This window comes from Alloyangia mangrovi (assembly GCF_002300555.2).
Lineage (GTDB): Bacteria > Pseudomonadota > Alphaproteobacteria > Rhodobacterales > Rhodobacteraceae > Salipiger > Salipiger mangrovi.
The window spans coordinates 58809-73744 of the sequence record NZ_NTHN02000027.1 but is presented as its reverse complement, the minus strand read 5'-3'; the positions used below and the strand labels follow the sequence as shown (position 1 = coordinate 73744).

Sequence of the window (14936 nt, the reverse complement as noted above, 5' to 3'; positions counted from 1 at the left end):
CCGCCTCGATCGCCGCGGCGGCGGAGACGGTCACCGGATCGAGCGTGCTTGCCTCGACCGCAGGCGCATCCGAGAGCGTCGCCGCCTCGACCCCGGCGGGGCCGGTGCCTTCCTCGGGTTCGGCCAGGCCTTCCTCGCGGCGCAGGGCGACCACGTTGAGGTTCACCGGCTCGCCCGCCAGCATGCCGATCGCGGCAGCGGCGTCGGAGGAGACCTGCAGGCGCGGGCCGGGGCTCATGCGCTCGCGGCGGAACAACGCGCCGATGACGAACTGGCCGGTCTTTTCATTGCGGATGATGACCCGCTCGGGTTCACTGACATCGGGATGCGCGACCCAGACTCCGCCCAGCGAGGGGCGCCCGTCCCAGAGACCTGCCTCGGTGGTCTGGAAGACCTCGGGTGCCTCAATGTCGCGCTCGACCGTGGCGGCCCCGCGCGAGACCTCGGTGCCGCCGGCGCTGCCGCCCTTGCTTTGCAGGAAGCCCGGCATCTGCGACTCGCTGCAGGCGCCGAGCGCGAGCGTTGCCAGCATTGCCACGACTGTCCCTCTTGCGGCCCCCTGTGCGATGATGGGCCGCGTTCCCTTTGCTCTGGTCATAATGCCCCCTGCATTCCCGCCTGACCGGTGGCGTCTGTCGCGCCTTGCCGGATGTCCCTTCTCCCGGGCTGCCTGGCCCGGTCTGTGATGTGCGGGATGCGCGCTCCTTTGCCCTGGCGCGCTTCGACGGCGCGCTTGGGTCGGGGCCTTGCCACGCCGAACCTGCCGCGGCATCGGGCCTTGGCTGTCGGAGGGCTGCGCCACCGGCGCTGGGGCAACGGAGCGGAACATCCCGGTTTTTTGCGGATCGTAGCGGGTGGCGCAGATCAAGAAAAGCCATCAAAGCCGTGATCGGCGGTTTTTCCCGGAATGCCTGTTCTAGAATCGCGGGAAGCAGGCTAGGTCGGTCGGACCGGAGGTTTGGCAGAGTGGTCGAATGCGGCGGTCTTGAAAACCGTTGGGCCTTTGCGGGTCCCGTGGGTTCGAATCCCACAGCCTCCGCCATCTGCATCTTTCGGACCAGGGCGCCTCTCGGGGGTTCGCGCTGAACTCCGCGCACGCAGGCTCATCCCTAGGGCGATCGACACACTCCAGTCTAGATGGAAATCGGTGGCCTCAGGTCAAGCGGCGTGGGGGCTGTGCGAGGGTGCGCAGCTTTTCGTCGGCATCGCCGAGCAGGTTGCGGCTCAGGGAGCTTCCCCGCCCGAGCTCGCAAAGATCGAGCTCTTCGACACCGTCCATGGCGCGATCGCGAGGCACATCGGCGCGGTCGGCCGGGCTGGCGTTCTCCGGCTCGGCGACCTGCCCGGCCTGTTGGGCCACACTCTCCTGCCATTCGAAGCCCGAGGCGATCAGGGCCGCTTCGGTGCGGTTCTTCGCGCCGAGCTTGCGGATCACCTGACGCACCTCGAGCTTCACCGTGGCTTCCGACGTGCACAGCGCCTTGGCGATCTCCTTGTTCGAGCGCGCCTGCGTGAGGTTCATCAGCACGGCGGATTGGCGCTCTGTCAGCCCATCGAGCTTCGCCGCCTCATCCTGATCGCCGACCGCCGGGCGGGGCTGCGGCTGAAGCTCGTGACCGTTGCGCTTGGGGGGGCGTGCCTGTCGGCGTGGAGTCCGTATCGTCGGGAGACCCGTCCGGCTCTCCTTGCTTGGTGGCAAAGTCCTCCAGCAGGGGGGTCTTCTGGTCGGTGTCCAGCACCGAGGGCGGGACGACGATGCCGCCATGCAGAACCAGCTCGAGAGAATTGAGGACGGTGCTCGGGCTCATGGAGGCGGGGATGACCCCACGGGCCCCGGCCCTGAGCGCCGATTGGACGAACTCGGCGCTGGCTGTCTCGCACAGCAGCAAAATGGGCTCGACCAGCCCGAGTTGGTCGATCCTGCGGATGATGGAGAACCAGTCGTGCACGCGCGGGGTGCTCCGGGTGTTCACGATGCACATTCCGCGGCGGGTGATCTGTTCGATGAAGGCGGGGTCGCTCGGCTCGACCTCCTCGATCCGCATCCCGTGCAACTGCGCGAACCCGGCGAGGAAGTGCGAAAGCTGCGCCCGGGTCAGCGGCATTTCATCCACGAGATAGAGGATCGGGATCCTTGTCTTCGAAATTGCCATCGTTTTTCCCCTTCGTCCTGATCCACTCGCCGAAACTTCTAACCGGTGCCCGGACCGCCCCCCCCGAACCGCCCCCCCGGACCGCCCACGGTGCCGCTATCCTTCACGCATCCCGTTCTGCAAAATCGCCTGGAAGGGTTCCCAGAGGTAGCTCAGCATCGATCGCTCCCGGGTCACCACCAGAACGCTCGCCAGCATTCCCGAGCGCAGTTCGATGTCGTGGTCCGAGAACTCGGTGGCATCGACCTCGACGCGGATCGGGTAGAAGGTCGCGTTCGAGTGCTCGGACCGCGCCGTGTCTGCGGAGACCATCGTCACCACCCCTTCGATCTGGGGCATGGTGCGCCCGGAAAAGGCCGACAGGCGCACGTTTGCCGCCATGCCGACTTCGACGGCGTCGATATCGTTGGGCGAAATCTGCGCGTCGATCAGCAGGCGCTCGCGCGCGGGGACGACGTCGAGGATGGCTTCCCCGGGCTGGACGATGGCGCCGGCGTTGCGCACCTTGAGGTTCGCCACCACGCCATCGACCGGCGCCCGCAGGAACTCGCGGTCGAGGACCGCGGTGAGCGCCGAGAGCGTCTTGTCGATCTCGGCAAGTTCGCTGCGGATTTGCGCGGCGCGCACCGCGAGCTTCTCGGTATCCTCCGCCTCCTGCGCCTTGAGGTTCAACTCGGTCTCGCCGATTTCCTTCTGGGCTTCCGAGGCGGCGGTCACGTGGCTGCCTCGCAGCCCCTCGGCCTCGGCGATGCCCCGGCGCAACCGCAGCACTTCGCCCTTGGCGGCGAGGCCCTTGTCGAGCAGCGAGACCTTGTCCGCCAGTTCCTCGCGCATGAGGTCGAGCTGTTCGAGCGCGCTCTGCGCCTGCAGCTCGTGGCCAGCGATGGTTTCCGAGAGCTGCGCAATCCGCTGGCCGAGGACGCGCTCGCGTGCGTTGTGGAGCGCGAGCCGCGCGTCGAGGGTGCGCTGTTCGGCCTCGAAAGCCGCCGCGACGACCGGATCCGACAGGTCGAACATCGCGGGAACGTCCAGCGCTGGCTCGCCCGCGATCTCGGCGGCGATCCTTGCCTGCTCCGCCATCCGGGTCAGGCGCCGGTCCTCGAGGGCCTCCGCCTCGCTGCGCGGGGTGGTGACGTCCATTGTCACCAGGACGTCGCCCTGACGAACTTTGTCGCCGTCCCGGACGTGGATGTCCTGTACCAGGCCGCCTTCGAGGTGCTCGACCGTCCGGACGCCGCTGTCGGGGCTGATCTGACCCGAGGCGATGGCGCCACCGGCGAGCGGCGCAATCGAGCCCCAGACGCCAAAGCTGGCGAAAAAGCCCAGCAGGATCAGAAATCCCGTGCGTCTCGGGGCGCGGATCGCCTCCGAGATGCTGCGCTGTCGGTGGGGCAGGCGGGAGTCGGTGGAGGCCGTCCTATGCGGCGAACCTTCCTTCGCGCGCTGCCGGTCTCCGGGAGGGGAAAGATCCCCGGCACCATGCAGAGGGTGTCTGGCGGCAATGGTCATGGTTTCAGTCTCCCGCGAATTCCGCTCGCGCGGCGCTCGATGCGCGCTGTGCAGGCTCCTCGGCCTGTGAAGGGGCAGGGGGAAGGGCCTGCGCCCTGCTGGCAGCAGTGGCATCGCGCATCCGGCCCAGCACCTCCTGGCGCGGACCGAAGGCCTTTACCACGCCTCCCTGCAGCAGCAGCACCTTGTCGCTCTGGGCAAGGGTCGACGGGCGATGCCCGACGATCAGCAGGGAGGCGCCGGCCTCCTTGAGCTCCAGTACCGCTGCCGAGAGCGCGGTCTCGCCGGCCTGGTCGAGATTGGCGTTGGGCTCGTCCAGCACGATGAGCGCCGGCGAGCGGAACACCGCCCGGGCGAGGCCAATGCGCTGCTTCTGCCCTCCGGATAGGCCAGCACCGCGCTCGCCGAGCCGGGTCTCGTACCCCTGCGGCAGCTGCGAGATCATCTCGTGGACGCGGGCGCGCGTGGCGGCCTCGACCACCTCCTCGGGGGCAGCCTCGGTCATCCGTCCGATGTTCATGCGGACCGTGCCCTCGAAGAGGCCCACCTCTTGCGGAAGAAAGCCGATATACGGCCCCAGGGCGTCGGGGTCCCAATGGTCGATCCGCACCCCGTCGATGGAAACCGTCCCCGAATTCGGCGTGACCAAACCGACGATGGCGCGGCAGAGCGTGCTCTTTCCCGCGGCCGACGGGCCGATGACGGCGACGACCTCGCCCGGTGAGATCTCGAAGTTCACCCGCGCGAGTTGCGGGCCATTGGGGCCGATCACGGTCAGGTCCTTCACCTGCAGCCGGCCGCTCGGCGCGGGCAGCGCCATCCGTGCCGGCTCGCGGGGGAAGTCGGTGACCAATTCGCTCAGCCGTCCGTAGGCGAGCCGTGCCCCTGAAAAATTCTTCCAAGCGGACATGGCCATATCGACGGGCGCCAGCGCCCGGCTGAGCAGGATCGACCCCGCGATCATCGATCCCGGCGTCGTCAGCCCATGGATCACCAGGTAGGCGCCCGCACCGAGCATTGAGCTCTGGGCAAAGTAGCGCAGGAACTTTGCCGCCCCGGTCATGTAGCTGTTCCGCTCGCTGGCGCGGAGCGTATCCGCCTGGGTCTGCGCGTTCTGTGCCTGCCAGCGCCGGAGCATGACGTCGATCATCCCCATGGCCCGCACCACCTCGGCATTGCTGATCGTGCCTTCGGCCACGGTGTTTCCCTTGAGCTGGCTGGTGTTTGCGGAGCGCAGGAGGCTCCGGGTGGCCAGCTCGTTGCCGACGCTCAGCGCCAGGAGCAGCAGGGCCGCGCTGAGCGCGATCATGCCCAGGACGGGATGCAGCAGCCAGGTCACCGCGATGAAGAATGGCGTCCAGGGCAGATCGAAGAAGGCGGTCATTGCCTGGCCGCCGATGAAGGACTGCACCTGCCCGAGGTCGCGGAAGGCCTGCGCTCCCGCGGGCCGCCCGCTGAGCCGGGCCTTCAGCCCGACCCGCAGGAGCTCTGGCCCGAGGGTCTCGTTGAGCCAGACGCCGATCCGGAGCGCCACGGCGCTCCGGGCGGTGTCGAGCATGGCCATGGTGAGCAGTGCCAGACCGAGGATGCCGGTCAGCAGGACCAAAGTCTCGGTGCGGCCGCTGCCCAGGACCCGGTCGTAGACCTGCAGCATGTAGAGCGGCGAGGAAAGCATCAGCAGGTTGATCGCAAGGCTGAACACCCCGACGGTGAAAAAGGCCCCGCGGCACTTGCGCAATGCTTCATCGAGAACCGTTTCCGGCTCCGGGTGACGATCGGATTTCCCCGCCATGGCGTTACGCTCCTGTTCCGCTCAGACCAGGTAGGCGTCGGGGTCGCTGAACGCGAAGACGTCGATAATACCCGCATAGTCGATCGCCAGATCACGATCGGTGGTCCCCGTCGCGACCCAGGTCTGCTGGCTGGCCGTGTAGTACACGAGCGCATAGGCACCGGAGAGTGTGCCCAACGCCAAACCCGACCCAGCGGCGACGCCGACACGATCATGTCCACTCGTCTGTGCGAAGTCGTAGTCGAGAACGTAGTTGACCCCCGATGCGCCGATGAAGGTGTCCGAACCCGCCTGGCCAAAGAGCTGGTTCGTGCCGCCATTGCCGACCAGCATGTCGTCACCAGCGCCGGCAGTCACCGTATCAACACCGGCGCCGGTCACGAATTTCTGGTTTCCGTCCAGGCCGTTGAAACGATCGTTGAAAGCACTTCCCTCGACCACTTCCACGCTCGCGAGCACGTCGCCTTGGGCATCACCACCTGTTGACAAATAGGCGGCCAGCGAAGAGACCGTCACAGTGACGGCGCTGCCGGAGTCTGCATAGCTGACGGTATCGACCCCGGTCTGCCCGTTCAGCGTATCCGCCCCGGCCCCGCCGACCATGTAGTCGTTGTCATCCCCGCCCTGGAGGACGTCGTCGCCCAGGCCGCCAAAGAGGCTGTCATTCCCCACGCCGCCCCCGATGGTGTCATTTCCGGCGAGACCGTAGAACGTCTGGTTGCCGTCGGCTCCGGCCAGGACGTCACCATAGGCGCTGCCGATCGCGCCATTGATCTCACCGTAATAGTCCCCGAGCGCCCCGCCGGAGCCTTGGGTGAGGCCCGCGGTCGACAACTGGACTGTGACCGCAGAGGCGCTGTTTTCATAGGTCACGAAATCGTACCCGCTGTCACCGGTGCCTGAATCGCCGTACATGACGTCGCCGCCGCTGCCACCGTCGATGGTGTCATTGCCTGCGCCGCCCAGGATCGTGTCGTTGTCGAGCCCGCCGTTCAGGATATCGTCATCGGCGTCCCCGAACAGGACATCGGCGCCTTCTCCGCCATTGATCGTGTCATTGCCATCGCCCCCGCTGGCCCGGTCGCTTCCTGACCCGAGGATCAGTTCGTCGTGGCCGCCGTTCCCGTAGACGGTGTCGTCGCCGCCGCCGGAAGTGATCGTGTCCTCGCCGTCCCCGGCCAGGATGGTGTCCGAGCCGCTGGAGGCCTGCAGCAGGTCGTCGCCCGACCCGCCGTCTAGATAATTGTTGCCCGTGTCGCCGATCAGCGTGTCGCCGCCATCTCCGCCAAGGAGCAAGTCGTCACCTGACGAGCCGGACAGGGTGTCAGACCCGGACCCGCCGATCATGACATCATTGCCACGGCCGCCCAGCAGGAGGTCGTCTCCGCCGCCGCCGTCCATGCTGTCGTCGCCATCGCCGCCATCCAGCGTGTCGTCGCCGTCGCCGGGAGTTTCCGTTCTGGCATCGCCGAAATCGTCGCGGCCGCTGTCGCCGTAAAGCACGTCATTTCCGGCATCACCGCGTAGCAGATCATCGCCGGCGCCACCGATGGCCGTGTCGTCCGTCCCCGCGGCCATGATCGTGTCATCGCCGTCCCCGCCGTCGAAATAATCCGCGAGGTCCTGAGACGCGTATCTGCGCGACACGTAGACGCGCAGCAAATCATTTCCAGACAGGCCAAAAATTCGAAACGCGCCTGGGTCCCTTATATAAAGAGAGTCGTTGCCCTCGGTGCCGGTCTTGTCCATTTTTTTACTCCCTGTCTTTTTTGATTACGGAGGTTTCTCCGAAAAGGAATCTTGGGAAACTAGATTCGGAATAGATCTAGGTCTGGTAGAAAAAATCAACTATTTCAGGTGGCGCGCGGGTGGAGGGGCTTAAAATAAATTTCAATCCCAAATCTATAAGGGCGCGCAAAATACGGGCGGCCAAAATTGGCCGCCCGCCGTGCTGACCTCAGTCCACGGCCGAGGTAATGGCGCCGGAGATGCTCGACAGTTCATCTTCGATAGTGAGCACCGCGATGTCCAGCGAGGTGAAAGTATCCTCGCCCACGGCTTCGATATCGAAGATGACGTCAGCGGTGTTGCCTTCGATGCAGGTGAAGGCTTCAACCGAAGAGTAGACGACGATATCGACCGTCTTGTCGGTATCCACGCTAGTATCGAGATCGATATCGATGTCGACATCGATATCTTTCTCGAAATCTACATCAGGCGAAGGCATCGGCCAGTGATAGCCACTCATGGTTTATCTCCTCGTTGATTAAATGATATTAGTTTAATGGCATCGCTTTTTGTCGATGCAAGGAAACAATTACTCGGGAAATATTCCAATACAACAGCGAAAATGGGTTTTATCCGGAAGATCGCGTGACGTTGGGTACAAGAGGGAATTTCACGCGACTGCTTTTTCAGTGAATGACGATCAAAATGTATATCTACGTATCTAAATACTTTGACTCATTCAGATGAAGTCGAAAAAGAATGAAAAGGTAAATGCGCTCGGCTCCGCTGGGGTTTCCGGCGCCTCTGCGGGGGTTTCCGCCAGGCCAGGGGATTGAGCCCTGAAGCTGATGTGGGTCTCGAAAGCCTTGCCCGATGCGTCGGAGCGGAACTCCACCATACTCTTCAGGGTCATTTCGGAGCCGCCGTCATCTTCCGTCTCAAGGAGCAACTCGGATTCCCAAGTTGTCGCATCCTCGTCGACAGAGACGTCGTAACTCCCGCTTACCGGAGAGTCCCTGTCCCATTCTGAGAAATCGAGAAGGGTTCTGGCGGTGAGCCGTCCCGAGCCGAAATCGAACGCGTCCTGATATTCAAGAACGTCGTCGTTTTGCTCGTTCGGCCATTCGATCGGTGTCTGCACTTCGCTGACCGCCTCTGGCGAACTGGAAGTGGCGGGAATTGTGGTCAAATCAAGCATGGTATCCTCCTGCGTGCACGTCCAGTTTACACCTGGTCAAGTCTTGGCAGGGGTGCAATTGCGATACCTATTCCTCTGGATAAGGTGCTGCTTTTCGCGAATGTGCAGCACTAGGTGCCTGATATAACTAATTATCCAAAGTATCGGCTCTGTGCCTCCGGAAGCGAATTCCGGCACTCATGGCAAGGTAGGGACGCAATAGGGCAGGGGCGCCGCAGGGATGTATCGTCCTGCGGTCTCCGGCTCCGAGTGCTGTCATTTTGGGGAATACGGGCGCTTACCGAAACAAGGGCGGGGTGCCTGGCGCCGAGCCCAGGGCCTCGGCGAAAGCGACGTCGGCGACGCGGCAGGGGAAACCCCACCGCGTCGCCTAGGAAGGACGAGCCCCGTTTCAGCCGATGGCAAGCATCGCGTCGATCGACGAACCCGAATAGGTATCCTCGATTGCAAGGACACCGGCGTAGACATCCGCGAGCGTGTCCTCGGCGTTGGCCTTCACGTCGAAGTCTGCCGTGGCGACGTTGCCGTCGGCAACGCTGTGGTAACTGTTCACGGTATAAGTCGAATGCGGGGTGACCATGATTGGCCGACTGTTTTCCAGGAAGGCAAAATCCACGGCGATGACCTTGGTCGTGGTCTCTTCCCAGTTCCGGCCGGTGGTCGTCACCGTACGGGAGAACACGAAATCCGCACCGTCGACGTCGCAATAGGCATCCGTCGACGCGAATTCCGCCCCCCCCCTCGGCGGCCGCGCCGAAGGTCGCGGAGGCCACCGCGAAAGACGCATTGTCGGTGTCGGTTATCTTGGCGCGCAGGTCGGCGGAGGCGATGGTATGTTCGCCCACGGCTTCCGCTCTGCCGCCGATCTCCATGTCGATCGCCGTTTCGATCGTTCCGTCATTGTGGTGATCTCGATGCTCGAGTCGATCGTAGCGTTCAGTCAGGCGCTCTATACGGTCCGCAAGCCGATCCAGCATACCAATCGCCCGGTCGATAATTCGGTCGGACCAATCACTGTTATTTAGCATTTTGCCGATGCTGGAAATCTGCGCGGAAATAATTCTCGACAGCATAAGGCTACCTCCGCCGTTGGTGTCAAATTGTCTGTGGCTTATTCTGAATAGTGCCATCTTTTCGCGGGTAATCACATACTCCCTTTGATAGATCGTGCGCGCTCGGATGGGGGATCGGTAAGTGTCCGGCTTGAAGTGGAAAAATCTTCTAGATAGGCCATTTGGTCTAGGGCTTGGCTGCCGTTGGCCAAGCGGTCATATCTTTTGATTTTGCCGGTCGTTCGGAATCATGACCTTTGGTGCTTGCGCGTGCATATCCAGATTCGATTTGATCACGCGCACTCTCTTTTGATAGAAAAGCCGCCTGGTTTTCAGGAAATTCCCCTGCATCCCAGAAAAGGTGAATATCACGATCATGATTTTCTTCGTGCAATTTCGATATACAGCCCCGAAGGCGACCTGCAGGCCCATAGGGCAGGGGCCCGAGAGCCGGCTTAGGGCCGTGCGTGTCGCCCTGCGCCCCGGTGAGGTTGCCTCGAAAGCCGTCCTGCGCTCACCGCAAGGGCGCCGCCCGGCCCTGGACCGCAGAGCCAACCGCAGCAGGGGCGGTGGAGCATGGGAAGGGCGGTGCCGGGCTCCGCAAATGGCGGCAGCGGCGCGGCGCTCGTCAACGCCCCCTTGGCACCTATGTGTTTTGACCTGAAGTCCATCGCAGTATATTGGGTCTGCAATCCAAAGAGGCATTGCTCGTGATCAGGTTCATCTTCTCCTTCTTCGGGGCCATCTTCAGCGTCATCACCCTTGGGTTGATGGCGGTCGCGCTGTCCATCGGCGCGATCTTCTGGATCTATGGCCGCGACCTGCCGAGCCATGAGAGCCTGGCGCAATATACCCCGCCGACGATCAGCCGGATCTACTCGACCGAGGGCAAGATCATCGACGAGTTCGCCCAGGAGCGGCGGCTGTTCACCCCGGCGGATCAGATCCCCGACATGGTGAAGCAGGCCTTCATCTCGGCCGAGGACAAGAACTTCTACGAGCACCACGGCTACGACGTGCGTGGCATCGCTGCCGCCGTGGTCGACGCGGTGCGCACCCGCGGCCGTGACGTGCGCGGCGCCTCGACCATCACCCAGCAGGTGATGAAGAATTTCCTGCTCTCGGGCGACCGCAAGATCGAGCGCAAGATCAAGGAGATCATCCTCGCCTCGCGGCTCGAGGAAACGCTGAGCAAGGACAAGATCCTGGAGCTCTATCTCAACGAGATCTTCCTCGGCCAGAACTCCTACGGGGTGACCGCCGCGGCGCAGACCTATTTCAACAAGAGCCTGTCGGAGCTCGCCCCGCACGAGGCGGCGATGCTGGCCTCGATGCCCAAGGCGCCGTCGGATTTCCATCCGGTGCGCAACAAGCAGCGCCTGCTCGACCGGCGCAACTACGTGCTGCGCGAGATGCGCGAGAACGGCTATATCGATGATGCCACCTTCGAGACCGAGGTGGCCCAGCCGCTGCGCTCGGTGCAGAACGGCGATTTCGAGCCCTACCAGAACTCGCTGCCGCCGCGCGACTATTTCACCGACGAGATCCGCCGCCAGCTGACCTCCGAGTTCGGCGAGGGCGAGTTCTTCTCGGGTGGCCTGTCTGTGCGGGCAACGCTCGATCCCGAGATGCAGGTGGAGGCGGCCAAGTCGTTGCGCGTCGCGCTCGAGGATTACGACCGCAGCCTCGGTCGTTGGCGCGGCACCGGCAAGACCATCCCCGAGGAGCAGCTCGGCTCCGAAGAGGACTGGCGCGCAGCGCTGTCCTCGGTTCCCGTGGCGCGTGACATCGATCTCGACAGCCAATGGTATCCGGCGGTGGTACTCGAGGTCGGCGACAACCAGATGCGGCTCGGCATCGAGGGGGTCGAAGACACAGCCGAGCGCCCGACCCTTGTGCCCCGGAATGACATCAGCTGGGCCAAGGGCAGCTTTGCCGACAACTTCACGCGCGGCGACGTGGTGCACGTGCGCGCCATGACCGACGACAAGACCGGCGAGTTTATCCGCTGGACGCTGCGCCAGGTGCCGCGCGTGCAGGGCGCCTTCATGGCGATGGACGTGAACACCGGCCGGGTGATCGCCATGCAGGGTGGCTTCAGCTACCAGGATTCGGTGTTCAACCGCGCCACCCAGGCACTGCGCCAGCCCGGTTCGAGCTTCAAGCCCTTCGTCTATGCCGCGGCGCTGGACTCGGGCTTCTCGCCCTCGACGATCATCATCGACGCACCGATCGAGATCGACACGCCACAGGGCGTGTGGCGGCCGAAGAACGCCTCGAACACCTACTACGGCCCGACGCCGCTGCGCACCGGGATCGAGCAGTCGCGCAACCTGATGACCATCCGGCTCGCGCAGGAGATCGGCATGAACACGGTCGCCGACTATGCCGAGAAGTTCGGCGTCTACGACCATATGGGGCGGGTGCTGGCCAATGCGCTCGGCGCCGACGAGACGACGCTCTACAAGATGATCTCGGCCTACGCGATGTTCGCCAACGGCGGCGAGCGGGTCCAGCCGACGCTGGTCGACCGTGTGCAGGACCGCTACGGGCGCACCGTCTACAACCACGAATACCAGAAGGGCAACGAGCGCAGCTGCCTCGACTGCGCCGATCCCAACCTGCCGCCGGGCCGCGGTCCGGACATCCGCAACAACCGCGACCGGATCATGGACGCGGTGACCGCCTACCAGCTGACCTCGATGATGCAGGGCGTGGTGCAGCGCGGGACCGCCTCGCGGACGGTGAACCTGCCGGTGCCCACTGCCGGCAAGACCGGCACCACCAACGATGCCAAGGACGTCTGGATGCTCGGCTTCACCTCCAATATCGTGGCGGGCTGCTACATCGGCTACGACACGCCGCGCCCGCTGGGCCACGGCGCCTCGGGCGGCGGCATGTGCGGGCCGGTGTTCAACCGGTTCATGCTCAAGGCGGTCGAGAAATACGGCGGCGGCCAGTTCAAGGTGCCGCCGGCCTGCAACTTCCTCAACATGGACCGCTTCACCGGCGCGCGGCTGGGGCCGGATGCCTCGGGCGACAACGTGGTGGCCGAATGCTTCCGCTCGGGCGAAGAGCCGCTCTTCGGCATCCAACTCGACGGCGGCTGGGCGATGACCGGCAATTTCGACATGATCCAGCCCGACGGCTCGACTCGTCCGCGCGAGGTCACCACCTCGACCGGGCGCAAGGCGACCGTGGGTCCGAAGGCCTCCTTCGGCACGCTCAGTTCGGGCGGTCTCTACTGATCCGTGCAGAGGAGGGGGGGCGCTGCCCCCCTCTTGGCCTGCGGCCAATTCACCCTCCGGGATATTTCCGCCTAGAAGAAGGCGAGCCCCCTGCGCGCCCGCGGCTTCTTCTCTTTCCAAATACGCATGGCGCGGCGCTGCCACTGGCTCGGCACGGGGTTGGGGCGCGGCATGAAAAAGGGCGGGGGGCTTGCGCCTCCCGCCCTTCTCGGTTTCGGAGTGTGCCGCTCAGCGGCCGCGGATGCGCGGGTCGAGCGCGTCGCGCAGCCCGTCGCCGAGGTAGTTTACCCCCAGCACAGTGAGCGAGATCGCGATACCGGGCAGGATCACCCGTTCGGGGAAGTCCTCCATCCGCGCCACCGCGTCGGCCAGCATCTTGCCCCAGGTCGGGAAGTCCGACGGGAAGCCCACGCCGAGGAACGACAGGGCGCTCTCGGTGATGATCGCCGTGGCGAGGCCCAGCGTCGCCGAAACCATGATCGGCGAGAGCACGTTGGGCAACAGGTGGCGCTTGATGATCTGGAACGGCCGGGTGCCGATCGAGCGCGCCGCCAGCACGAACTCGCGTTCCTTCAGCGCCAGCACGTCGCCGCGCACGATGCGTGCCGTGGGCATCCAGGAGGTGATGCCGACGACGGTGACGATGAGGATGAACATACCGCCCTCGGGACCGAAATTGGCGCGCAGTGGCTGGCGGAACAGCGTCACCGCGACCAGCAGCAGCGGCAGGATCGGCAGCGACAGGAAGAGGTCCGTCAGGCGCATCAGCGGCCCATCGAGCTTCTTGAAGTAGCCTGCCAGTACGCCGATCCCGGCGCCGATCACCAGCGACAGGATCATCGCCGCCCAGCCCACCGCCATCGAGGCACGCCCGCCGGCGATCAGCTGCGAGAGGTTGTCGCGGCCGAGTTGGTCCGAGCCCAGCGGGTGCGCCCAGCTCACCTTGGCGCTGCTGTCCCAGAGCGCGGTGTAGATCGGCCGCATGTCTTTGGCGCGGATGTCGAGCGCCTGCGGATCGAGCGTCCAGAGGTAGGGGCCGACCAGCACGCCAAGCGTGATGAAGATCAGGAAGAACGCCCCGACCATCGCGCCCTTGTGCTTGCGGAACTGTGCCCAGACGTCCTTCCATTTCGAGCGCGGCGGCTTGTCGGGGCCCTTGTCGCGCAGGGCCTCGATCGGGGCGGGGGAGGCGGGAACGGGCTCAGTCATAGCGGATCCTCGGGTCGAGAAGGCCGTAGAGGATGTCGGCGATCAGGTTGAAGACAACGATCAGCACGGCGAAGATGAAGGTCAGCGTCATCACCATCGGCAGGTCGTTGGCGAAGAGCGCGGTGATCAGCAGCTGGCCGATGCCGTTCACCTTGAACACGTTCTCGGTGATGATCGCGCCGCCGAAGATCGCGGGCACGCCGAGCGCGATCACGGTGATCACCGGGATCATCGAGTTGCGCAGCACGTGCACCATGACCACCACGGCCTCCGACAGGCCCTTGGCGCGGGCGGTGCGGACGTAATCCTGGTTGAGGTTGTCGAGCATCGAGGCGCGCATGTAGCGCGAGAGTTGCGCCGTGGTCTGCAGCGCCAGCACCATCACGGGCATGATCATCTGCATCAGCTGGACCTTGAAGCTCGCCCAGTCACGCACGACGTGCGTCGTGTCGTAGATCGAGGGGAACCAGCCGAGGTAGACCGAGAAGATCACGATCAGAAGCGGCCCGGTGAAGAACGGCGGGATCGAGAAGCCGACCATGGTGATGAACGTGCCGGCCTGGTCAAAGACCGAGTACTGCCGGTACGCCGAGTATATGCCGATCGGCAGGGCGATCAGCACGCCGACGACGTAGCTCAGGCCGACGACCCAGAGCGTCTGCGGAATACGCTGCAGCACGATGTCCATCACCGGCGAGCGGGTCTGCCAGGAGATCACCCGCAGCTCGCCGTTGTAGAGGTGGGTGTCGGGCAGCCAGCCGAGCAGCCAGCTGTCGCGGGTCAGCCAGTCGATGAAGACCTTGGGCTCGATCCAGAAGACCTGCACCAGCCACTTCCAGTATTGCACCAGTGCCGGCTCGCCGACCCCGAGCGCCTCGCGCATCTTCTGTTTCACCTCGGGCGGCACGGTCAGCGGCACCTGCGCCATGGGATCGCCCGGCGCCAGCTGCAGCAGCATGAAGATCACGAAGCTGATGAAGAGCAGCGTCGGAACGGAAAGGACGAGGCGGCGGATTGCATAGGTCAGCATGGGCGGACCTCGCGGGC

The 14936-nt window shown here is 64.4% G+C and carries 13 protein-coding genes, 1 tRNA gene and 1 pseudogene; 3 read left to right on the top strand and 12 right to left on the bottom strand.

The features are described from left to right. Positions 1 to 532 (bottom strand): annotated as a pseudogene (locus CLG85_RS15360) (SPOR domain-containing protein); the annotation flags it as partial. A 420-nt stretch (positions 533 to 952) separates the two neighbouring features. On the opposite strand from CLG85_RS15360, the gene CLG85_RS15355 reads away from it, so the two are divergent. Next, positions 953 to 1042: transfer RNA gene (locus CLG85_RS15355), tRNA-Ser, on the top strand. Between the two features lie 111 nt (positions 1043 to 1153). On the opposite strand, the gene CLG85_RS15350 is transcribed toward CLG85_RS15355, so the two are convergent. From CLG85_RS15350 to CLG85_RS15315, 8 genes are all read right to left on the bottom strand, one after another. Continuing rightward, complete coding sequence (locus CLG85_RS15350; protein WP_260349523.1) at positions 1154 to 1549, bottom strand: response regulator transcription factor; 396 nt, start codon at positions 1547 to 1549, stop codon at positions 1154 to 1156. 19 nt (positions 1550 to 1568) lie between these two features. Next, positions 1569 to 2153 (bottom strand): ANTAR domain-containing protein, encoded by a 585-nt coding sequence (locus CLG85_RS15345; protein ID WP_260349524.1) that lies wholly within the window; start codon positions 2151 to 2153, stop codon positions 1569 to 1571. Positions 2154 to 2249: 96 nt separating this feature from the next. Continuing rightward, positions 2250 to 3662, bottom strand: a complete 1413-nt coding sequence (locus CLG85_RS15340; RefSeq protein WP_176476451.1) for an HlyD family type I secretion periplasmic adaptor subunit — start codon at positions 3660 to 3662, stop codon at positions 2250 to 2252. Between the two features lie 4 nt (positions 3663 to 3666). Further along, entirely contained in the window at positions 3667 to 5454 is a 1788-nt protein-coding gene (locus CLG85_RS15335; protein ID WP_095880566.1) for a type I secretion system permease/ATPase, read from the bottom strand. 21 nt (positions 5455 to 5475) lie between these two features. Beyond that, positions 5476 to 7203 carry a calcium-binding protein gene (locus CLG85_RS15330; protein ID WP_141244413.1) on the bottom strand — a complete coding sequence of 576 codons (1728 nt, stop codon included), beginning with the start codon at positions 7201 to 7203 and terminating at the stop codon, positions 5476 to 5478. Between the two features lie 208 nt (positions 7204 to 7411). Continuing rightward, on the bottom strand, positions 7412 to 7702 hold the full coding sequence (locus CLG85_RS15325) for a hypothetical protein (protein WP_095880568.1): 291 nt from the start codon (positions 7700 to 7702) through the stop codon (positions 7412 to 7414). Positions 7703 to 7921: 219 nt separating this feature from the next. Beyond that, positions 7922 to 8380, bottom strand: coding sequence for a hypothetical protein (locus tag CLG85_RS15320; RefSeq protein WP_095880569.1), 459 nt, complete (start codon positions 8378 to 8380; stop codon positions 7922 to 7924). Between the two features lie 391 nt (positions 8381 to 8771). Further along, positions 8772 to 9062 (bottom strand): hypothetical protein, encoded by a 291-nt coding sequence (locus tag CLG85_RS15315; RefSeq protein ID WP_260349515.1) that lies wholly within the window; start codon positions 9060 to 9062, stop codon positions 8772 to 8774. A 151-nt stretch (positions 9063 to 9213) separates the two neighbouring features. Between CLG85_RS15315 and CLG85_RS15310 the strand changes: the two genes are divergently transcribed. Continuing rightward, positions 9214 to 9405, top strand: a complete 192-nt coding sequence (locus tag CLG85_RS15310) for a hypothetical protein (protein ID WP_260349514.1) — start codon at positions 9214 to 9216, stop codon at positions 9403 to 9405. 243 nt (positions 9406 to 9648) lie between these two features. Here the strand turns inward: CLG85_RS15310 and CLG85_RS15305 are convergent, their stop codons facing one another. After that, entirely contained in the window at positions 9649 to 9810 is a 162-nt protein-coding gene (locus CLG85_RS15305; RefSeq protein WP_176476452.1) for a hypothetical protein, read from the bottom strand. A 332-nt stretch (positions 9811 to 10142) separates the two neighbouring features. On the opposite strand from CLG85_RS15305, the gene CLG85_RS15300 reads away from it, so the two are divergent. Further along, on the top strand, positions 10143 to 12680 hold the full coding sequence (locus tag CLG85_RS15300) for a penicillin-binding protein 1A (protein WP_095880578.1): 2538 nt from the start codon (positions 10143 to 10145) through the stop codon (positions 12678 to 12680). A 228-nt stretch (positions 12681 to 12908) separates the two neighbouring features. Here CLG85_RS15300 and CLG85_RS15295 read toward each other — a convergent pair whose 3' ends face one another. Further along, positions 12909 to 13889, bottom strand: coding sequence for an ABC transporter permease (locus tag CLG85_RS15295; protein ID WP_095880571.1), 981 nt, complete (start codon positions 13887 to 13889; stop codon positions 12909 to 12911). Then, a complete protein-coding gene (locus CLG85_RS15290; protein ID WP_095880572.1) occupies positions 13882 to 14919 on the bottom strand; it encodes an ABC transporter permease in 1038 nt (345 codons plus the stop codon). The genes CLG85_RS15295 and CLG85_RS15290 overlap by 8 nt, the downstream gene beginning before the upstream one ends. Positions 14920 to 14936 lie beyond the last annotated feature (17 nt).